This window comes from Peptoniphilus sp. HMSC075B08, assembly GCF_001815405.1.
In the GTDB taxonomy this organism is placed as follows: Bacteria; Bacillota; Clostridia; order Tissierellales; family Peptoniphilaceae; genus Peptoniphilus_A; species Peptoniphilus_A harei.
The window spans coordinates 54,365-76,799 of sequence record NZ_KV820437.1 but is presented as its reverse complement, the minus strand read 5'-3'; the positions used below and the strand labels follow the sequence as shown (position 1 = coordinate 76,799).

Annotated in this window: 8 protein-coding genes; all 8 read right to left on the bottom strand. The window is 35.7% G+C overall.

Translation table 11 applies throughout. The features are described 5' to 3' along the window. Positions 1-349: 349 nt before the first annotated feature. The gene (locus tag HMPREF3023_RS02405) at positions 350-1,180 is read right to left on the bottom strand and encodes a class C sortase (protein ID WP_070700260.1); all 831 of its coding nucleotides are present in this window, start codon (positions 1,178-1,180) and stop codon (positions 350-352) included. After that, on the bottom strand, positions 1,170-2,000 hold the full coding sequence (locus HMPREF3023_RS02400) for a class C sortase (protein WP_070700259.1): 831 nt from the start codon (positions 1,998-2,000) through the stop codon (positions 1,170-1,172). The genes HMPREF3023_RS02405 and HMPREF3023_RS02400 overlap by 11 nt, the downstream gene beginning before the upstream one ends. Then, positions 1,984-2,970: a class C sortase gene (locus HMPREF3023_RS02395; RefSeq protein WP_070700509.1), complete on the bottom strand. Its 987-nt coding sequence runs from the start codon at positions 2,968-2,970 to the stop codon at positions 1,984-1,986. The genes HMPREF3023_RS02400 and HMPREF3023_RS02395 overlap by 17 nt, the downstream gene beginning before the upstream one ends. Before the next feature lie 39 nt (positions 2,971-3,009). After that, the gene (locus HMPREF3023_RS02390; protein WP_070700258.1) at positions 3,010-4,224 is read right to left on the bottom strand and encodes an MSCRAMM family protein; all 1,215 of its coding nucleotides are present in this window, start codon (positions 4,222-4,224) and stop codon (positions 3,010-3,012) included. A gap of 109 nt (positions 4,225-4,333) precedes the next feature. Then, positions 4,334-6,643 carry a SpaA isopeptide-forming pilin-related protein gene (locus HMPREF3023_RS02385; RefSeq protein ID WP_070700257.1) on the bottom strand — a complete coding sequence of 770 codons (2,310 nt, stop codon included), beginning with the start codon at positions 6,641-6,643 and terminating at the stop codon, positions 4,334-4,336. 97 nt (positions 6,644-6,740) lie between these two features. Further along, a complete protein-coding gene (locus HMPREF3023_RS02380) occupies positions 6,741-7,322 on the bottom strand; it encodes a hypothetical protein (RefSeq protein ID WP_070700256.1) in 582 nt (193 codons plus the stop codon). 185 nt (positions 7,323-7,507) lie between these two features. Further along, positions 7,508-7,792, bottom strand: coding sequence for a hypothetical protein (locus HMPREF3023_RS02375; RefSeq protein ID WP_070700255.1), 285 nt, complete (start codon positions 7,790-7,792; stop codon positions 7,508-7,510). After that, on the bottom strand, positions 7,782-21,230 hold the full coding sequence (locus HMPREF3023_RS02370; protein WP_070700254.1) for a SpaA isopeptide-forming pilin-related protein: 13,449 nt from the start codon (positions 21,228-21,230) through the stop codon (positions 7,782-7,784). The genes HMPREF3023_RS02375 and HMPREF3023_RS02370 overlap by 11 nt, the downstream gene beginning before the upstream one ends. Positions 21,231-22,435: the final 1,205 nt, after the last annotated feature.

Genomic DNA, 22,435 nt, shown 5'->3' with positions numbered 1-22,435 from the left:
AGAAATTTTGATAAGTCTGCCCGCAGATTTTTACTTGTCAAAAATCTGTGTTCCTTAATTCTCACTGGATAAGATTTTTCATTCCATGAAGACTACTATGTATATAAAAAAAGCTCCTTGCTAAGAATATCCTATGTAAAAAATTGTTATGCTTTCATATCGAAGACCTTCGGCCAAAATCGCATTGTTTGAGCGAAGCGAGTTTGCGATTTTAGAAGGTCGAGATTTAGAAAACATCAATTTTTGGAATGAGATATTCGGGCAAGAGCTTTTCTTTTTTACAAACTAAAAACAAAAACACAAAACAAAAGAGCCTGGCTGTTGCCAGGCTCTTCCCATCAAGCTACTCCTATCTTCTCCTAGACCTTCTCTTATAAGACCTAATATATCCCAGCATCTTAAAGAAAACAAAGACCATGGCGATCCATCCAATAAGAGTAATTCCATAGATCACATATTTTAAATAGTTTACTTCTGTCTTTTCTTCCACAAGAACTTCTTCCGAAACCTTCTTTTCCTCAACCCTTTCGGCATTGATAAGTAGCCTCTTAGGTCTTGGCGGCCTCTTTGGATGACAAGTTAAAAGCGTCACCATGTCCTTGCCTGGAACTGGAAGGATGGACTCCCAATCACTAGGAGAAATTACATCAGTCCCAGTGACCCTGTATTCAAGAAGACCTGTGCGACCGTCAATTAAGATCTCATCTCCATCCTCTAGCTTGTCAACATTGTAAAACATGAGGTCACCCCACCAGCCCCTGTGGCCGGCTATGACAGACCTAGTTGACATCCCACCAAGGGGAAGACTTGTCCCCTCAACTTGGGCAACTCCCCAGTCAAGATGGTCATAAGTGGCATCAAGATAAATCGGCTTCTTCATGTCAAGCTTGGGGATAATGAGATAAGCAAAAACCTCGTCCTTGTCAATCCCCTTGATATCGTGAGCACCCTGGTATTCCTCATTGTCAAAGGGGTCAATAATATTGCTCTTTCCCTTGACAACCTTCTTGTTGTAATCAATCAAGTCATCAGTCACTTGACTGTCCTTGGCCTTAAAAGAAGCATAATTCTTATCTGCCATAATCTCCCTATAAGACATAGAAGTAAAGGCAAGTAGGGGCAAAAATATCCCCAACAAGATAAAGATATATCCAATTATGACCCTAGACTTAGCCTTCATAACGTCTCCTCCTGCGTCTTTTAATATAGATAAAGATAATGATAATAAGAAGAAGAATAACAAAACCAGGCACAATTAAGTCCTTGTAGTTAAACTTAGCCTTATCTTCAGCCTCTTCCTTTTCCTCTGGCACATAAGGAATCCTGTGACCACGAACTAGGAGCCTGTGAGAATTAATCATGTAAGGCGTACAAGTAAGTAAAGTCATATAATCCTTTCCCTCAACAACTAGGACAGGATCAAAATTCCACGGCTCAATAACGAGAATTTGGTCCACTTGATAGGCGAGAGTTTCCTTAACGTTAGTGTAGTAGAAAACATCTCCCACTTCCATCTTGTCAAGGTCCCTAAAGAGCTTGACTTGCGGAAGACCCCTGTGGGCAGTGATAACAGAGTGGGTAGACTTGCCCCCAATAGGAAGAGAAGTCCCCTCCAAGTGACCACAGGCCTTTTGAAGGACATCCTCAGAAGTACCGGCATAAACTGGAATCTGTTGGTTAATCTTTGGCACGTCAAGATAACCAATCTTTTCCCTGGCCTCTAGCATACGGGCATAGTTTTCCACACCCTTCTTCTCCCTGTCAGTGTAGGGGTCAGCCAGCTTTGAAGGGTCCAAGGTTTCATTATATGCACGAGCCAGGTCAATCCTCTCGTCAATCTCAGCCTGACTCATCTCATCAACAGCTTCCTTGAAGTCCACAATTTGATTGTTGTTCTCCACAGTGTAATACCAATTGGAGATAATGGGATAAGAAGCAATTAAAAAACCAGTGATAAAAAGAAGAATAATCTTCCAATTCCTTTTAAATTTTTCCTTCATGGTCCTCTCCAGCCTTCCTATCCTTTAAATTTCCATCAGAGTTATCAATAGAATTCCCATTAGAATCCTTACTTATATTCTCTTGGTCCTTCATCCTTGCCATCTCAATATTCCTTAGCCTGTCAGCTTCCCTCTTGGCAGCCTTCTTCTTTCTTCTCCTATCAAGAATAAACCTCAATAAGATTATTATAGCAAAAATTAAGAGAATGATAAGTCTTTTATCAATATCTAAGTTCTTGCCAACATCTTCCCTAACCTTGTCGTCCTCTTCAGGCACATAAGGAACCCTGTGACCACGGACAATAAGCCTGTGAGTGTTGATCATAATTGGCGTACAAGTAAGAAGAGTTGCATAGTCCTTGCCTGGCACAACAAGAAGTTGCGAAAAATCAGAAGGATCAATGACATCAATGTGGTCCACTTGGTAGGCCAAGACACCACCAATGTAGTTGATGTAAAACTTGTCCCCCATCTCCACCTTCTCAAGGTCCGTAAAAAGCCTAGCAGAAGGCAGACCAGAATGAGCCGTTATAACAGTGTGAGAAGACTCCCCACCAATAGGAAGAGAAGTTCCCTCCAAGTGGCCAGCCCCCTTTTGCAAGATTTCCTCATTAGTCCCAGCATAAATAGGCAGGTCCACATCAATAGAAGGCACCTCAATAGTACCAATCTTGGTCCTAAGCTCCAGCATCTGAGCATAATTCTCTATGGCCTTGTGCTTCTCCTCTTCACTGTAAGGGTCCTTAGGCGTCACATTCCCCAGATTGTCATTATAAATCTGAGCTAGTCTAAGCCTCCTTTGGATTTCCTCATCACTTAAGAGGTCCCTGGCTTCCTTGTAGTCGGCAACCTGGTTGTTGGCCTCAATCCTGTAATACCAATTGGAGATCAGGGGATAAGAAAGAATCCCCAGACCCAAAACAAAAATAAAAATAAATAACTTATTAGATTTTTTCTTTTTTTTACTCATCTTTTCACCCATAAAAAAGAGGCTCCCAAGGAGCCCCTCTTAATTCTTGTCCTTGATCATAAACCTACCCAATCCTATCATAATTGCACCTGCAATCACAAGCACAATTAGGGTAATATCCCCAGTCTTTGGAATAGGTGGCTTAGTAGTATTCTCTATAATTAGGACTTTTTCAAAAGAATTGTCATTAATCTCAAATTTTAAAGAACCCTGTAAAAGAGTATAACCATCAGGAGCCTTAGTCTCCCAAATTTCATAAGTACCATAAGGAAGGTCACTCACAAAGAACTTGCCGTCATCGCCAGACTTCAAAACAAGGTCCTTGCCATCCCTTTGAACCCTTTGGTCCTTACCCTCGACCTTTTGAGTGATGACAAATTCAGCACCACCAAGGCCCACATCTCTCTTCTCATTAGTCTTATAGAAATTATAAGACCCAAGCTTCTTCTTGTTAAGGACACTTAACTCGGCAGCTTGGCCTTCGAAGATAGTGAATTGACTCATCTCATCCACAATCTCATAACCAAAAGGCGCCTCCACTTCCTTGAAGAAGTAGACACCAGGCTCAAGATTCCTTATAACAATAAAACCATCCTTGTCAGTCTCAAAGACCTCCTCAGTCCCCTTAGGGTCCATAGTGTAGGCCCTTGTCTTCACCACATTCCCATCCTCATCAAGAAGTTGGAACTTAGCACCAACAAGACCCCTTCCATCGTCACTGTACTTAAAGAGACGAACAGAATTAGGTGGAGTAGGTGGTGGTGGAGTTTCATGAGGTGGCTCTTCTGGAGGTGGTGGTGGAGGTGTAGGATTAACCTTTAGTCCCCACTTTAACTTAGTAATATTAGTCTCTACTGTACTAAAAACAGCAGACTCAATGAACCTTTCCTTACTGTTTCCAAGTTCCCTAATATAATAAGTGCCAGGCTCAAGATCAAGCGTAACCTTATAATCGTCTTTTTCCTTAGGGCTTACAATCCACTTGTCAGCCTTATTAGCAAGTTGTTTGTCCAGTTCTTCCTCACTAAGCTTATCAAGTATAGTCACAAGATTGGTCTTATCCATCTCAGTATCAATGAACTTGTCATTGATTTTCCAAATACCAAGAGTCCTGCCTTCCAGGTCCTCTTTAGCTAAACTTTCCCTTGTCTTAATATCGATGGTAACAGATGATGCTCCTAAAACATTAAGAGGTAGGAAGACCATAGTTACCATCATGTATAAAATTATTAAATCTTTAATTCTCTTCTTCATCTCTACCCCTCTATCATAATATGTAGAGGAAGGGGTTGCCCCCTCCCATTAGATTTAAATAATTAAACCTCTTTGAGAAAAATATCTCAAAATATCTTACTTAATAAGATTAAGCTTCTTCTCTGTTTCTCTTCATAGCAACAACAGCGCCAGCCATTAGAGAAATACCAACGATTGTGAATAATACAGTACCCATACCACCTGTTTGTGGGATAGTTACTTTCTTATTTGGAACTTTTTGTCCATAACCATTATCAGCGTTTGCTTCATTGTATTGTAGTTCAGTTGCTTTATCCCCATTATATGTTCCATGCTTTACAGTAAATTCGATAGCTTTATCATTTAAAGCGTATCCTGATGGAGCCTTAATTTCTTCTAGATAGTAAGTTCCGGCAGAAAGTCCTGTGATTTCAAAACGACCTTGTGCATCAGAAACTAACACGTAAGCGTCAGCTTTATCTCCCCATTCAAATTTTGTTCTTGAAGCGATAACAGCATCATTGTATGCTTTTTGTTTTTCATCAATAGTATTCTTTGCATTAGTGCCTTCTGTACCAGCTTGTTGTTCTGCTGAAAGATTGTTGTAAGCTTCAATTGCTTTATCTAATTCAGCCTTAGCTGTTTTTACAGCTTCAACTTCAGCTATTTTTGTTTCATTTGATTTTACTACTAAATATTTAGCATTCTTATCATTACCATTTTTAATAACGAATTCTGCACCAGATAGTCTCTTTTTTTCATCTAGTTGATCATGCTTAACAAATTTCTTTCCGTGGAATTCTGCCTTTGGTTCAGTTGGTTTTAATGTGTCTGGATTAGTCTTGTTGTCGATTCCAAGTGTTGAACCATTAGGAGTATAAGTTGGGTCATAACCTACAACAGCTTCTCTTACAGTATATTCTTTATTTGCTTCTAACCCTGTAAATTTACCTGAATACCAGTTATCTCCAACAACGAACTCAATTCCAGGACCTGCTACGATTTTTTCTCCAGCTGTATTTTTATTATTTAGAGTTACGGATGCAACAGTATTGCCATTAGCATCTTCAACATAGTAAGTTACTTCACTTACAGTAGGAGCTTTATCTTTATCCCAAGTCTTAGTTACTGTAATAGATTCATCTTCTCCAGATGTTACTTTACCACCACCATTAGGTTCTCCTGGTGTAAATGTAATACTGTTTAGTTGAGGTTTATCTACAACTGCATTATTGTTCATCTTTGCAGAATATGAGAAGTGGAATGTAACCGGACCATTCTTTAAATATTCTACTAGTGTTGTTTCTACATCAGCTTTTTTTACAGTAATATCAAATCCGTTATCATTACTTCTTGTAATGAAGTTTTGTCCTGTTGTTTCGTCAATAAATACTTCGCCTTCAACTTTTTCTTCTACACCTTGATCATTAATCTTTGTATAATCAATTGTAACTTTTAAGTCTTTGTTATAAGTTAGGCCTTCGCCCATAACGTCTTGCCAAGAGAAAGTTTCAAACTTATAGTTTCTTGGAATTTCTGTCTTAGAATCATAAGGTACATTTTCATCTAATTGAGCAGAAACAGTTTTCTTTGCTTCTTGATATTTTTTATAATCTGCACCTAAATCTGCATCGGCTATTTCTTTTCCATTTTGGTCTTTCCATTTTTTAGAATCAGCATCATAAGTTGCGTGGTTCTTGTCGATTTTTACCTTATCTGTTTGAAGGTTCTTTGGATAGATGTATAGAGTTTTTAGGTATTGTTTACCAGCTTTAACATCATCAACATCAACTGGGTTTGTTAATGGAAGAGTTAGACCGAATGGAACAGCAATTTGTCCAGTTACTTTTTCAGGAATTTTACTTTCAACTGCCCAGTAATATCCATCGCCAAGACTAACAGTAGCTTTACCATTAACATCAGTATCTGCAGTGTGACCATCAGTTAAACCAGTACCAGTTGCAATTGCAAGTTTACCAGCATCAATTGATTTCATGTCTTTATCTGCTTTACTTGCTTTTAATCCAGTTGCTCCATTTTTGATTAAGTTATCCATTTGTTCTTTTGTTTCAAACTTTTCTGGATTTGCTTTTAAAAGTTCAAGGATTTTTTCATTTTCTACATCATTGTCTCCATTGATTTTGTAGAATGTAAATTGAGCTCCTTTTAAAGCTTCTACTCCTGAGCCTAATGATCCAATGTCATCAATTTTTCCACCATTATGCTTCCATGGTGCTCCTGCTTTGTAGTTTTCTTTTGTTACTAACTTGAAGATATTAACTTCAGTTGTTTCTGGTTTAGTTTCTGAAAGTTGATCTTTTCCTAACGTACCAGTTGGTTCAGTAACAGCGTCATTAGCTGCTAGTGCTGTTAGTGGAGAAAATACTCCCACTAGCATCACTAATGCCATGATTAGTGATAAAATTTTCTTTTTGTTCATAATATAACTCCTTATTATAAATTTTTATAATTATTTACTGTCCTAATTAACAGTAAATTATTACCTTAACTTACCTTGCCCTTGGGCAATAATTTTCTTAATAATAATGTTGCTTTAAATTTTCTAATACACGTATAGACTGATTGACTGTCTTTAATCTATTAGTGGTAGAATTTCTATAAGATATAATCAACTTATAAAATATAGCTATTAAAACGCAAATTATTAAAATTTTTTGAATCTCCGTTGAAGGCCCAGTATATGGTAGTACCGTTTCATTACTTTCGCCTTTTTCTCCTGATCCTATTTCACCTAATTGAGACAACATATTTTGCAATGTTATTAGAGATACAGATATCGTAATAAAATATGTCCATATATTAAAGATATTCTTACGTATTGCAATATTCTCTTCTAAATCATCTTTATAGTTTTCTAATACAACTAAGTCATTTATTAACTTTGCTTTTTCATTTTTACCTTGATAATTTACATAATTAATTTGAATATAATCAATTATCTCTTGAACATCCATATATTGAGGATCTTGTAAAAAACAATGTTTCTTATAACTTAATTGGTATTCTCGCTTTAAGCTAAATAATCCTTTTAAATATGAGTTTTTGTTTTTTATTCTCCCAATTGTTAGTTGCTCGTTAAAATTATCATTAGTTTCCATATGCCACCTCTTTATTAATTAGGTGTTAGTGTTTTATGAATGAGAGAGTGGGTGCGTGGCCCTTTCATCTATGAGGGTGGACCACCGGACTTCCCTCCTCCACTCTCTATTCATTTAACATTGATTTTGACTTGCACTTTTCACAAGTACTTTACGGAGGGTGCCTCTTCTTGTCCTTAATACTATTAATCATAGGACAACCACCTTCTCTCGTCGGCCACGAGGCCCCCTGTCACAAAAGTTACCGCCTTACATTTTCTATAAAATTTCAGCCTCAGAAGATTAGATCTAGCATTCTTAAAACTACTCGTCATAATAGGACTTTTCTTCTTGTCCCTATAACTATCCATCATAAGAAGACTTTTCTTCTTGTCCCTATAACTATTCGTCGTAAGAAGACTTTTCCTAGTGTCCTTAAAACAACTCGTCATAAGAGGACTTTTCCTGGTGTCCCTATAACTATTCATCATAAGAAACACCCCTCTTCCTGCTGTAAACATAAGCCGCCGCACTCATAAGCACAAGCCCAGCAAGAGTAAATATCAGAGTACCCCTGCCACCAGTAAGAGGATATTCCGCCTTACGGTTTTCTATCTCTATTGCTTTTGTTGTGTCATAATCTCCATAAAGTGGCTTATCGCCTGCCAATATACTTATGTCTAACTTGTCTTCAATAGAGTCGTCTATTTGTGTGTCAAATACTAGTTCAAATAGTTGGTCGGCAGTTTTTGTTGTATTGTTAGCATCAAGCTTACCTGTGAATTCCATTACTATTGAATCTGTTGTAGTAATTGGTTTATCTGTTGTAGATGTTTCTCCAAGCATTTCCTTTAGGCCGTATCTTGAACCTACAATACCTCCTGCGCTTTGGAAACTAATTGCGTCATATTGCTTGAAGTCATCTTTAGTTAAGTCAGCTATAGTTTTATCTCCGTCTTTCTCAAGAAGAGCTACATTGACCTCTCCACCAACACCATTTGTATGGTTTTCTTTATATTTTGGTGTTATCTTCCAGTCATTTTCCTTGATACGGATATAGGACTCGTAAGATGGAATTGTCATTTCAGTGTGGTTAGGGTTAATAATAATTCTTTGTTTGAATGTTCCCTTATCTTTATCAACTGAAATTATTTCACTTGTGATGAGTGACTTAGCACTTGTCTTGTGAGTTGCTTTATTCAAATCTTTTTCAAGCACTTGGATTTTTCCATTTTCTAGCTTGAATTCTTTGATCCAGCCTGGCATCTTAGTGTAACCTTCAGGTGCCTTAATTTCCTTAAGTGCATAGTAGCCTGGTTTGCTTGGATTTAGTACAAATTTACCATCTGTACCAGAAGTCACTGTCTTAGTTACTTCTTTACCGTCTTTTGTTACCGTATAAGGTGCATATTTTTCTTCTTCAGTCTTTTTATACCAAACTTCGAATTCTGCTCCTGGTAAGAAAGTTTCTTTCTTATCTCCATCAACTTTTATAAACTCAATGTCTTTGTAGTTTACAACATTTATTGGAGCTGTTCCAGCTGCTTGACTTACTTTTTCACTAGTTTCACCAGCTATTGCCTGAGCTACAGATTTTAATTTGCCTGCTACATTTGCCAATGCTGAAGAGTTTTCAGTAGTTTCTGTTGTTTCTTTTGGTTTTTCTACAAGTCTTGTGATTGTACCATTTGCTTCTACTGTGAATTCTTCTATATGTCCTTCTATCTTCTTGTAGCCTGTTGGAGCTTCGATTTCTATAAGGGCATATTTACCAGGAGATAGTTTTTCGTAATGGATTAAACCATCTTCGCCTGAAGTTTTTTCTGATCCAGATACTGGTGTTTCTGGCCAATTCTTAGTGATCGTATCGAACTTAAGAAGAGCAAATTTTGCGCCCTCTAGTGGTTTACCCTCTTGATCAATCTTCTTGAAGTTGATTTCATTCTTTGGATTTATAGCAGTTATTTCAAGTTTACCACTAGCTGTATTTTCATTTAATAAAGCATAGACATAGTCTTTTCTTTCCACACCCATATATGTGTTACCGTCGCTATTATATCTATCAAGGTTTGTTGTCGCTTCATAGAAGCTCTTGTCGTCACCTTTGATATTACCAGTAACTCTTATTATATAAGTGTCTTCTGCGCCTAGTGAATAGTTATAATTTCCATAATAGTCTCTGTAGACATCAGGGAAAGTATATTCTAGACCTTTTTCTTTAGTTATTTCTCCATAATAGTTACTGAATGAAGAGATATAACCTTGGTTTACAAAGTTATTAATATTAACTGCATAAGATGGAGGTAATATTAAGTTCTTATAATAATTACCATATTGGTAGTTAGGGCTTATATAATTATAATTGACCTTGTATACATTGAAGCTAGCATTTTCAACATCCATGCCTGGTGTATATTTTAGAGTACCATCAAAAATATTCCTTTGATTTCTATTTACATAGATAATGTGCTCAAACTCACCAGTCTTGTTATCAAAGTAAGTTATCTTAGATGATATATTTGGCATACTTCTATATTCATTTGGAACAGTCATATGAGTTCCTGCGTCGAATATAACATCAATATTTTGATATTGTTCTTGAGTATTTCCCTTCATCTTGAATCCTACAGGAACATCTTTAAAAACTGCCTTGTCATTTGCAGGCCTAAATGCAAACCTGTCAATGTGAGATATTAATTTGTTCTTAAAGTCTGTAAGTTCATAAGTGTTGGCATACTCAGTAAATGTGTAAGTTATCACATTATTTTGGTCGTCATATTCAGCCTTGGCTATTGTACCTATTCCATCTGCAAATATATCAAGTCCTGATACTAAATCTTTGTTGTAGATTCCGTAAAGGTCTGTATATTTACTTAGTTCTAGTTGGAAATAATCTCCAGGTTTTATTACAGTTCCATCAGCTATTTTATAATCATTGTCGAACGATAATAGATGAGCTGAGTTAGGATAGATTGTGTTTGCTGTCGCTGTTTGTGGATCCTTATCTGGTTTGATAATTTCCATTTTAGAACTTTCAAGACTAATCTTATCTGTCAAATCTTGTCCTGTTCTTGCGATTGGTCCAGAATATGGGTCTAAGCCTTCTCCACCTACAGTGAATCTCCATTTTTGTCCAATATTTTGGTGGCCGTCTCCAGGTTTTATCTCTTCAAGTTCGTAGTTACCAATGATTAGATTGTCAAATACTAATTTACCATCTTGACCAACTGTACCAGTTTGTGTTGCATCTTTTGGAGTAGTTCCATCTTCGTTTTTCGCCAAAGATGTTCTTGTAAGTTTAAATTCTGCTCCTTCAACAAGTTTTCCATCTAGATCTTTCTTGTTGATTTCAACTTTACCTTTTCCTGGTTTATTATTGATGATTTTACCCATGTTCTTAGCAGTGGCAGATGTTACATAGTCTAATAGTTTTCCTGAACCTTCTGCATTCTGACCTGCATATTGGATAATTCCGTTGGCATTGTCATATTCAAGAGTGATTGCACCTCTACCTGGTGTGATTTCTCCAGTTTCTTTATCAATATCGCCCTTTTCATAGGCTATTGTAAATTGGAGAACAGCTCCCTTAAGTGGTGCATAGTCCTTAGGTGGTCTAACTTCAATTAGTTTGTAACGACCTGGTTCAAGACCTCTAAATCCAAAGTATCCATTAAATGCAGAAGATACTGTTGATCCCGGTACATCTTCATATCCACCGGCAACTTGTTTTTGAAGCTTGAATATTGCACCTTCAAGTCTGTTTTCAGTTACTATTTTACTATTAAGATCGTCTTCTGGATTATCACGTCCGTGTTTAGAGAAGGTGATATTGAATTTTTCTCTTTCATTTTCAACCACTAGTCCATCTTTTGGTATCTCAGTTGCCTTGTCTGAAGTATAGATAGGTTTTAGGTTTATACTTGTATTAGCAGTGTAAGTTGGATTTACATCTATTGATGGGTCAATTATACCAGTTTTATAAGTCTTTCCATTAACTGTTATTTCCCTACTTACAAAGTTTGCGTATTTTGCACCTGGTGCTTTATACTCTGTTACATTTTTTTCCTTTGTAACTACTGCTGCACCACCTTGGAAGGATGCTCCCTTGGAAGCTTCATAAACTGGATTGCCATTTTCATCGAACTTAGTAAGTTGCTTGAACTCTCTCTTTCCATCAAAGAAGTCAACCTTAAGAGCAATTTTACCTAAGTCATTTTCTGGTATATCACTTCTCTTATATGGCTCCTTCTTAGCAGGGTCTTTAGTTTTGAAAAGTTCTTCATTTGAAATTACTTGTCCATTTTCATCAAGAAGGTTGTAATTTTCATCATGTTTTACTTCGTTAGTTACAACTCCATCAATTATGGAGTCATCATAGTAACCTTCTACGTCGATGATATAAACACCCTTGCCTAAGTTTAGTTGGTCTTCGTCGAAGCCCCAGTCAAATGGTCTCCACCTTGCAGTGTTTACCATAGACATATCTTTCTTAGATAAGTCATAAGATCTTAAAATCTTATCATATGCTTTAGCATTAACATCATCATTTGCTTCAGGATTTGTGATTTCATAAGTTGTCCTGTAGGCTGTCTTGACACCTTCTTTTATTGTCACTGGAGGTTGTCCAGCAGTGTCTATTTCTTCTCTCTTGTACTTAGGTGTGATTTGTACATTGACTTGGTCACTGCCTGTATATCCCCTAGTATCTACATAGATTCTTTGGATAAAGGTATTTGCTTCTGGATCCAAGTAAGTCAATCTTGAGTAATACTTTATTCCAGCGTTATCAAAAGATGAACCTGCATTTGCTTTTTTGTTATCTTCGATAAGACTTGCTGTAGTTTCTTGTGGACCCTTATACTCAGCGTAAATACGTCCACCGTCATCTTTAACTTCAATCTTCCAGTCATCAGCTGCTTCCTTAAAGCCTACTGGAGCTTTCGTTTCTGTTAGAACATAGTAACCTTTTTCAAGTTTTACTTCTTTTCCGTCTTTGTCTTTGAAGACTAGGTTACCATTAACATCTGATTTTCCAGTAAGTGGAGTGAAGTCTTTATCTTCTTTTTCATAAGTTCCGTCAGTCATCTTCTTGATAGTGAACTCTGCTCCTTCTAGAGGAATGTCATTGATATCTCTTTTTAGGATCTTAAGACCAAGTCCACCAGTTTTATTTGTAATTTCTAATGAGTTACAAATATTGTTTTCTTCATCCTTAATAAGGATATCTTTTCCTTCTTCTGGAGTAAAGCTATCAAGTGGGTCATCAGATTTTTTGAAGCTTGCAGTAACTGTTACATCGCCTGCTGGCATTTTAAACTTGTTACCATTTACTGGTATTTCCTGTCCATTTGAAGTTACTGCGAACTTATCTAATACATAACCTTTTGTTGGGTTTGCAGCTAATGTTATTTCAACATCTTTTGCAGCAGATTTTGGTGTAGCATCAATAGTTCCACCTTCTGTTGGTTGAGTAACTGTTACATTGTAAGTTCCTTGGGTTGAATCTTCTTCAAATATAGCAAATACATTTACATTTGCAGCTGGCATTTTAAAGCTATTTCCTTGAATGTCCACTTGGTTTCCATTTCCATCTCTATAATATAGAGATTTTAATTTGTAGTTATCATTTGGTGTAGTTGTTACCGTAATTGTTTCTCCAGCTTTTGCTGATGTTGGACTTACTTCCAAAGTACCGTTCTCTGGTGTGTTGTAAGATACAGCGTATTTTGTATCTCCAGGTTTTTGCTTAGTACCATATTCAATTATTTTAGGTTGTGGATCTACCGTTTCTTTATTTCTTATAAATTTAGGATTATCTTGTTTAACCCCATCTATATAAGTGAATTCGTAGATATCAATCTTGTAACCTTCTTGTCCAGCAAAAACTTGTTTTTCTTCTCCAACAAACATTTCAGAATTTGGTCTTCTTGTGGCTTCTGTTGGAATTGGAAGTGTTGTCCTTACTTCTTCTTGTCTAGTTTCCGTCTTTGGACCTTCTTTGTTTATTACTGCATCATTAGAGTAACTTTGTGCTCCCCAATATTTTAACCAATTTGATGGAGCTCCACTTCTATTGTAGTAATAGTCCATACCAAGTCCTAGGTTAGTTCCTGGTGTGTAGGATGAAATTACTTCAATGGCAAATAGATTTTTTTGATTAAATCCACTGTTTTTCGTTTTGTTGAATCTTATTTTTACTTGACCACTGATATTGTTGTCATCAGTAACCCCTTGTAGGAATAGGTCTTTTCCTGGCGATATTAAATCATCTACAGTAGACCCTTGGCCAACTGTAAATACCCTCACATTCACTTTTTTTTGCGATAATGATCCATTAGGTTGTCTATGGATATTAAGGTTAAAATCTCCATTTGCATTGTAATTTCCATTTATTAGGAAAATTTGCTTAAACTGATTTGTATCCTTGTTGATTTCAGTAATCTTTGTATGAACCCTTGTTGGATTATTAGGATTTGCTCTTGTATCTGGTTCATCTGATCTTGTTGGATCAATTGGTTGCCATCCACTAGCTCTTTGTGCCTCTGGAACTGGTTCATCAGAAATTTCTAATCCACCATTGTCTGCGGCTTGGGATTCTTGCAATGGAGCATTTTCTTTTTTCAAATCTTCTAGTCTTTCAGAAAAAGTTGATTTATAACCTATAACGTTACTTATTCCAAAGTCTTTATGACCTGTGTTGCCTATTCCCAATAGTTTTTCTGTAATAACATCTGGATCTTCTGATAAAGTAACTGCTGAATAAGATGCTACTCTCATTGCATTTGCACAAGTTCCTTTATTAACTTTTATTGTCGCATTTTTATCAGTAGGAGATTCTTGTGCTGGATCTAGGCTTACGCTATCTAGACTGTTATATTTCTCTGCTGCCCAGTAAGTTCCCCTATACTTAAAGTCCATACCTAAACCAAATGGTCCTGATTCTGGTAGGTCTGATTCTACTTCTACCATAAGAGTTTTACTTTGGTTAACTGTAGTATTGATTACAAACCTATCAATGTCTTGTCCTTCTTTGTTTCTTCTAGTCTCTATTTTAGATGTATATGGTACATCTTTTCCAGCATTTTCAATTTTATTAGGTTCAGAATTTGCTCCTACTTCTTTAATTGATAATATCTTTGTGTTTTCTTCAGAAAGATTTCTATTTTCTGGATAGAAGTGGATTTCAAGTTGTGGATTATCCAAGTAGTTTCTTTGTTTATTTACAATAAATACTTGTCTGAACTTCTTGTTTGCTTTATCTACTTCAGTAATATAGCCTTTATTGGCTTTACCAGAGTTATAAGGATTTGTATCGTATGAAGATGATTCTCTTTCTCTTCCAGCATTTTCTTTATCTAAGTCATTTACTTTTTGCCATTTAGGTCCTTGAGAACCTTTGTTATCTCTTATATAAGTTTTGCCATCTCTAGTTATTGTCACTGTCCAATCTGTATTGGCTTTTTCATAACCTTGAGCCGCGCCTGTTTCTATAAGTTTGTAAAATCCTGGTTCTAGGTCTCTGAAGTTTACATATCCATTTTCATCAGACTTAGCATATCTTTCATCTTCTTTTGGTTCTGGACCAGTAAGTTTAAATGTTGCTCCAGAAACTGCATCTGTAGAACCTGCTCTTATTTTTTTGAAAGAGAAGTTTTGTTTGTCAAGAGTATTAGTTACGTTAAGTGAGTCTTCTGAAATATATGCACCCTTGATGTTTCCAGCTTCACCTGTTTTTGTAACTGGTTCGCCTTCAACGATTTGGTTGGCTCTATCGTAGTAGTCAGATTTCCAGAACAAGCCTTTATCAGTTTTAAGGTCCATTCCTGTACCTACTCCACCATCTTCAGATGTGTAAGGTACTTTTACGTCAATAACAATAGGTTTTGTAATTTGTCTGTTGTTAAAGTCTAGATAAAGTCTTGGTTGGCCTGAGATAGTTTGACTTGAGGCTTTTACATCTGTTATTTCTGTAAGGCCATAGTTTTCAAGTCTAATGTTTTCTACATTGCCTTCTACTGCTTTATCTAATTGGAATATCTTATAAACTCCATTACCTACATACCAATCCATGTTAGTAAATTGTGGTTTTTCTCTATGGATTGATGCGTTGTTAAGAATTATTGAGTCGGCTTCTGGGTTTATTACATATCTTTGGATAACGTATTTTTGGTCAGTATTTTTAGCAACAATTCTTGTACCAAGTTTATGTGGTACTGGATAGTTGTTGTACCAACCAGTTTGTCTGTTATCTCCAAGAATCCAACCATCAAGTGGTCTTTTTGCAACATTAACCCATTTTGTTCCCACCTCTCCAAGGATTGACTTATTAACTTCAGGGTCTGTTGTTCCTGATGGTTCTACATAGTTGTAGACTTTTACTTTGTTGTCTGCATCTACTTCTACTACCCATTTTTTATTTAGCTTATTGTAGCCAGTAGGTGCCTTAGTTTCTTCTAGGATATATGTTCCTTGTGTCAAGTCCTTATTAAAACTTACTACACCTTGGTCATTTGATGTGCCTGTTGCAAAGACCTTTGTTTCGTCTTTTTTAGTTAGCTTAAATTCTGCACCTTCCAGTGGTCTATTGTCGCCGTCTTTTTTGTAGACAACAAACTTTTTAGCAACTGGTTGGTTGGTAACTTGAAGTGTGATATTATCTCCACTTAATTGTTTTCCAGTTGAGCCTATACTAAATTCAGTTATTGTTACATTTCCTTCATTACTTACATCTATTGTCCAAGTTTTTTCAGATTTGTTGTACTTTTCTGGTGCTTTAACTTCTTTTAGTGTATAGGATCCTGGTTTTAGGTCTGTGAAATCTATTTTACCATTTGCGTCTGTAGTCCTATAAATTGTGTTATTTTCTTCATCTGTCAATGAGAAGGTTGCACCTGATAGTTTTTCACTATTATTTAGTTCATTTACTTTCTCTATACTAAATTTACCTGGTGTAAACTTATAGTTGAAAAGTCCAACTTTTTGGCTGAAGAATTTTGGAATTTCTCCACCTGTTTGGTCTCCAACGGCCTTGTTATAGTTTGCTCTTGTAACAAAGGCAGAGTTAAAGGCGCCATTGGACATATTAAAGGCTCTCCAAGTATTATTGAACTTATTCATATCATCAATCTTGAAGGTTTGTTCAACTACATAACCATAATTAGGGAAAGGCCCTACACTTGGCATTTGTACATCTAAAGGCCCTTTTTGCCTCATAGTTCCAAATGGATTTAACCTATTTGGATCATAGCTAAGTGTAATGTTTCCTTGTCTATCATTGGTTATTTTTTGATTAGGATTAATACTTCTGCTGTATAACAAACGATAAGTTGATGGATCTTGTTCTGGCCTTATACCAAATGACAATGGCATATTTTTATTAATCTTCTTATTGTATATAGTGCCTTCTATAGGTTGTGTGATGATGTTTGGGCTTGTCCTATAAACTTTAACATCTCTTAGAGTAAAGGCTGGTGTTGTACCATTACCTTTCCAGTTAACATAGTTACCAGATTGGTAGTTAGTGGACTTCCAGTTGAAGTTTAGTGTGTCATTATCTCCCTCATTTGCATAAATAGGGTTGTAATATGCAAGAGCTGTTACATACCACTCGCCATCATCGCCCTTATAGACATCTCTAAAGTAATATGATTGTGATGTTTTTTTGGCTGCTGGGTCATAGTCATAATCTTCATAATTGGCCTTGACAGGTTGTGTTATTGTTTGTTGTCCAGTAATACCTTCCTTACCTGGTTCAACTGTTATTGTGAAGTTATAAGTTCCATCATATTGGGCAAAGTATTTACTTGGAATAATACCTCTCAGGTTAATCTTTGCAGTACCCTCACCACCAGCTGAGTTTTCATTAAATACATAAGTCAGCCTATTTGTACTGTAGTCAAAGTATGGATCTGCAACTTCTTTACCATTTATCAATAGTTTAGGAAGCTCTCCAAAATATTGAGTGAAGTCAAGGTTAGGGTCAAATTGGATTGAAAATCTCTTCCCTGGTGCTGTGTCTGTAAGCTCAATTTCAGCGTGGTATTTTAAAGATTCAAGTCTGTAGGCTTCCCATACACCTGGTCTTTTACCAATGTCACCTTCTTCTCCTTCTTGGATAGATAAGGTTTGAGTTACGTGTTTTACTCCTGCTTTAGCATCTTCTTGAGTTTGTTCCTCATCTTCTATCCAGTAATCTTTACCGTTTATTGGATTACCAGCACCTGTTTTAAATTTAGCCTCATAAGTTACTTGATTTGAATCATCTACTGTTACATTGAAAATAACATTTGATTTGTTGTAACCTGCTGGTGCTTCAATTTCTTCTATTATATATTTGCCTTCTGGAAGATTTCCAAAGGATGCTTTACCTTCAGCATCTGAAGTCACTGTAGTGATAGGATTTCCTGCTTCGTCTTTTATAACAAAAGTTGCACCTTGGATTGGTTTTTTGTCCTTATCGATTTTTAATACTTCTACAGGACGAGTTTGAAAGGCTTCATTTGTGATAGTAAGGGTTGTGTCCTTCTTAGCGTCTTCTGCTGTAGTAGGAGTAATAGTTTGGTCCAGTAGTTTAGCGTTGTTTCCAACTATTTCTTTATTAGAATCATCCATCAACCAGTCGTAGGTAACGCTTGTGTCTTTTGGTGAATTCGCTACTACTAAAAATCCCCAGTCTCTTTCAAATCTCTCTTTTGGGAATGTAATCCTATAACCTAACTTTTCTGTATAAGGATCTCTAGGATATATAGAAGCTCTGATTGGCTTTGAATCTGGTGCATTTAGGACGTTTGTATTTCCTATACGATTTAAAACATCTTGATTAACACCTTGTTGGATCATTTCTTTTCTAAGATAATCTCTATGGTCTGGATTTACGTCATAGACTTGGACGTCTTTAATGTTCTTGAATTTTCCTGGGTCTATTCCATTTAATCTTAGATTAAGCCTAGTGTCCTTGTCTGTGGATCCATCTTTGGATTCATTTGCCTTTAGATAGATGTAGGTTGTAACTGTTCCACCCTCATTCACTCTCGCATATTGCATAGCGTTCATAAAGTCTGGATAGCCCTGATGAGCAACTGTAACTGTTGGGTTAGCTCCTACTTCTAAAGTTCCAGGTCCACCTTCTTTTGAAAGTCTGCCATTTTCGTCAACATTTAGAATTGTATTTTCTGTGTTGACTTTAAAGCCTTTTGGAGCCTTTGTTTCTTTAAGAGTATGACGTCCAGGTTCTATATTAGAAAATAGTGCCTTACCATTTTCGTCTGTTACTACTTCAGGTCCGTTAAGGAGTTTGAAAGTAGCTCCTGGAAGTGGATTGCCTTCTTTGTCTTTCTTTACAAGTGTAAAGCTAGCAAAATTTGGAATTTCATCTACTGTTGCACCGTTGTGAATATAGTATTCGTCAGTTTCTTTTAGATAATAGTTGTTGTTTTCGTAATATCTGATTGTTTTTCCAGTATTTGGATCTTTATCAGTAGTCGGGAAATTTTCTTGGATAAGCTCTGGTTGAACTTTTGTAGTTTTCCCATTATCTATATTCCAAACTTTCACTTGTGGAATTGTTATAGATCTACTTGGATCAGTGTTTTCTGATGCAAGGACATCAACTTTTCCGAGTTCATCATTTGTATTAGGGTCTACTGCCTTAATAGTTTGACTTGGCATTTTTTGGTCTTTTTGTAGGGTCCAAGATTGGTTTATCTTAAGATCTTCGTATCTTGATATTGCTACTCCGCCAAGTGTTTGTGGTTCTTTGTTTTCTGTAGGAATGCTTGTGTCGTATTCATATACTGCAATTGTACCTACTGGTTGGTTCCCTATTGGATTTGATTCTTTCTTAGGAATTTCATTTACAACTTCAGTTGCTCCATCTTTAACCATCATTCCAGTAGATGGGTCAATCTTATAAACTGCAACTTGTCCGTTATTAAATGTTTGGTTTCCAAGTTCTCTTTTCTCTAATGGTAGAGCTGTTTCAGTGTCGCCAGTTGAAACTCCATCTGTTACTGTCCATTTTGCGGCATCATTTGATGTGAACTCACCAAGAATTGTAGTTCTGTTGTTCATGCCTACACGGTTTGGTGTGGCTTCTTTTACTTTTTCTTCTGGCCAGCCTTCTTCTATAACGATTCTCTTTGCACCGATTTTATTTTGTGCAGTTAGTATTACAGATAAGTCCATCATATAGGAAGTTTGCTTGCTTATTATAGGTGTGTGAAGTTTGTAAGTGATTTCTCTTATGCCTGCTTTTGGAGCATGGTGTTTAGAATCATTAATACCAAGGCTTCCTTTTATGCCGTTGTCATCTAATTGAATATCACTTTGGATATCTCCAAATCCAGATCCCTTTACTGTTGTAAAGTTAACCTTATAACCAAGTTCGTTTAAATCTCTATCTGCAGATACTCTTACTATCCAATCGTATCCTACAAGTTCTCCGTCTTTTATTACAGGAGTGGCATTTGCATCCATATTAACCTTGTAATTTTTATCGTCTTGTTCAATAATTTGGATAACATCGTCCCTACCCGGTTCGATAATGGATCCAACTACCTCACCGTTCTCATTAACTCTTTGTGGTAAAAGATCTTTAGGCGCTTGTACTCCAAGTCCTGATACCTTATTGATTACTACAAAAGTTCCGTCTTCATTAAGCTTAATGTTGTCTATGTTGTAGTCAACAGGTATATCAATTGGTACGTTAATATTTTTATTTATATCTCTTGTTATAGTATAAGTTATTGTATTATCTGTAGAATTATACTTTGGAGTTGCTATAACTTGTCCACCGTACTCTATGTTTTTTAAACTAGATTCATCTTTTACAGTTAGTTGTTTGTCTAAGTGAATTATAAAGTATTGCCCTTTTTTAATCGGTCCAACTGCTGTCGATGTATCAAATCTAGTTTTGATATTAAATTTTTTGTTTGCCAATGTTTTTGTCAAATCAACAAACATATTAGGTCTGAAGTTTTCTTCCCTGTCTCTTTCTATAAGTTCTTGGAAGGCTTCTGTGTTGTCTGCCATTAGTTTAGCTTGGTCTTCTCTTGACAAGTCGTACTTATCTTCGAAAGTATCAAGTAGGGCTTGAATTTCTTCTAAACCATTCTTCTTATTTTTGAGTGCTTTTTTAAGTTCTTTGTCTGCCTTTTGTAGGTCTGTAAGTCCAAGGCCTTCTTTGATCTTTTCTAGTAGACCTTTTTCTTCTTCCTCTTCTGCGACTTCTTCTTCTAATTTTTTATCTTCTAATTTATTTAATTTTTCCTGGTTTAGACTTTTTTCTGATTCTTGTTTTTGTTGGTCCCTTAGACCCTTTTCTTTTAACTTTTCTTCTAATAGTTTTTCTAGCTCGATTCTCTTTTGGCGAGCATCCCTATATTCTGCTTCGGCTGCTGCAGCTTCGGCTTCGTTGGCTCTTGCTGCTTGTGCTTGTTTTTCTGCTTCGATTCTCAAAAGCTCTTGTTTTTGTTTTTCAAGTTCTGCATTTTCTTTTGCAGCTTGTTCTTCTTTGGCCTTTGCTTCTTCTGCAGCTTTTGCTTCAGCTTCTGCCTTAGCTTTTTCTTCAGCTTGTTTTTGATTGTCTTGACTTTTTTGTGTGTTTTCAAAGAATTCATAATCATTCTTTGTTTTCTTAGCCGGTATTAGTTCAGGAGCCTTGCCTGTTTCTTTAGGCTTGTTAGAAGAATTTTTATGTACTTCTTCTTTCTTATTTGAATTGGTCTTCCTAGTATCCTTCTGACTGGTCTTCTCGGCCGGCTTATTAAAGAGTTCATCGGAAATCTTTTTCTCAACCTTATTTGAATTTGAGTTTTCATAATTAGTATCATCTACTAATCCTGCAGCCAGTGCTGTGACTGGACTAAATACCTCCAATATCATTAATAATGCCAAGAATAGGCACGTAAATCTTTTAAAAATATTATCCATTTTCTTTCTCCTATCTCTTAATCAGTAATAAGTCTTTACTAGGAAATATGTAACTCTCTAGTAATGATATATACATTCTAATACAAGGATAAAAAGATATCAATACCTATTTTGTAAATTATCCTTAGATAATGGCTTGTTTCGGTCTTTCTTGAATGCTCTCGAAGAATCTTCATTTTTATTCATGCCTTATTATCAATGTATCTTATGTAATACTTTTGTAACTTTCCCTAAATATAGCGCTTTCCTATATTTACTTATTTTTAAATATTTATATATGTATTATATAAGTATATTTTTTGTATTTATTTTATACAATTTTTCTTCAAAATAAAATTTTTGATTTTTTAATTTTTTTGATTTTATATTGTGACTCTCCCTGGTTTCCTGACCTATTTTTTTATTTTTGTAAAACCCTTTTATTTTTATGAAATCTTTTCTCCATAGATAAAAATACAAGAACCTAATTTTGATATTATTTATCTAATAAATATATTTTTTATTAGATCTCCAATTATTTTTAAAATTATTACATTTGTAATATTTATCTTATTTTTATTGGTCTTTTATAATTTTTCTCTTTTGAATATTTCTTCCATATATAATAGAAGGAATTTTGTTTTTACGCTTTTAATTTCATTCGTGGGTCTGTAATTTTGGGAAGATTTGCAAGAAAAAGTGACTTCATATTTTCTTATGAGTTTTTTTTAATTAAGTCTTTCTTACTTAAGTCCCATTTTTTATTGACTAGGCCCCTATTGGGACTTGGAAACTTATTATAAACTTATACTTATTTGTGACTTTGGAGTTTCTTATGGACTTATATTTGCTTACGACTTATGAATTTATTAGCAAGTCTTACTTATTTGTCACTTCGGAATTTATCATCAAGTCTTATTTGCTTATGACTTAAGAGTTTATCATCAAGTCATACTTATTTGTCACTTTAGAATTTATTAGTGAGTCCTACTTGTTTGTGACTCAGGAGTTTTTTTATAAACTCATTTTTCAATCAGGAACTTATAATTTTTTACTAGGTCATAGGACTTTATGACTTCAAAATTAATTTGCTCTTTAATCTTTTAGATCAAGAGCAGACGTCTGGTGAAATCGAAGTTCGTCTTGGTCTTTTTCCTATTAAAAATTGCAGCTGACCTACCTACAATTTGATTTTGCAAATTGGGTTAGGCAAGAGCAGACATCTG

Excerpts from the sequence above, each read along its gene's own strand:
- HMPREF3023_RS02405 (WP_070700260.1), bottom strand. The coding sequence starts at position 1,180 with ATGAAGGCTAAGTCTAGGGTCATAATTGGATATATCTTTATCTTGTTG.
- HMPREF3023_RS02400 (WP_070700259.1), bottom strand. The coding sequence starts at position 2,000 with ATGAAGGAAAAATTTAAAAGGAATTGGAAGATTATTCTTCTTTTTATC.
- HMPREF3023_RS02395 (WP_070700509.1), bottom strand. The coding sequence starts at position 2,970 with ATGAGTAAAAAAAAGAAAAAATCTAATAAGTTATTTATTTTTATTTTT.
- HMPREF3023_RS02390 (WP_070700258.1), bottom strand. The coding sequence starts at position 4,224 with ATGAAGAAGAGAATTAAAGATTTAATAATTTTATACATGATGGTAACT.
- HMPREF3023_RS02385 (WP_070700257.1), bottom strand. The coding sequence starts at position 6,643 with ATGAACAAAAAGAAAATTTTATCACTAATCATGGCATTAGTGATGCTA.
- HMPREF3023_RS02380 (WP_070700256.1), bottom strand. The coding sequence starts at position 7,322 with ATGGAAACTAATGATAATTTTAACGAGCAACTAACAATTGGGAGAATA.
- HMPREF3023_RS02375 (WP_070700255.1), bottom strand. The coding sequence starts at position 7,792 with ATGATGAATAGTTATAGGGACACCAGGAAAAGTCCTCTTATGACGAGT.
- HMPREF3023_RS02370 (WP_070700254.1), bottom strand. The coding sequence starts at position 21,230 with ATGGATAATATTTTTAAAAGATTTACGTGCCTATTCTTGGCATTATTA.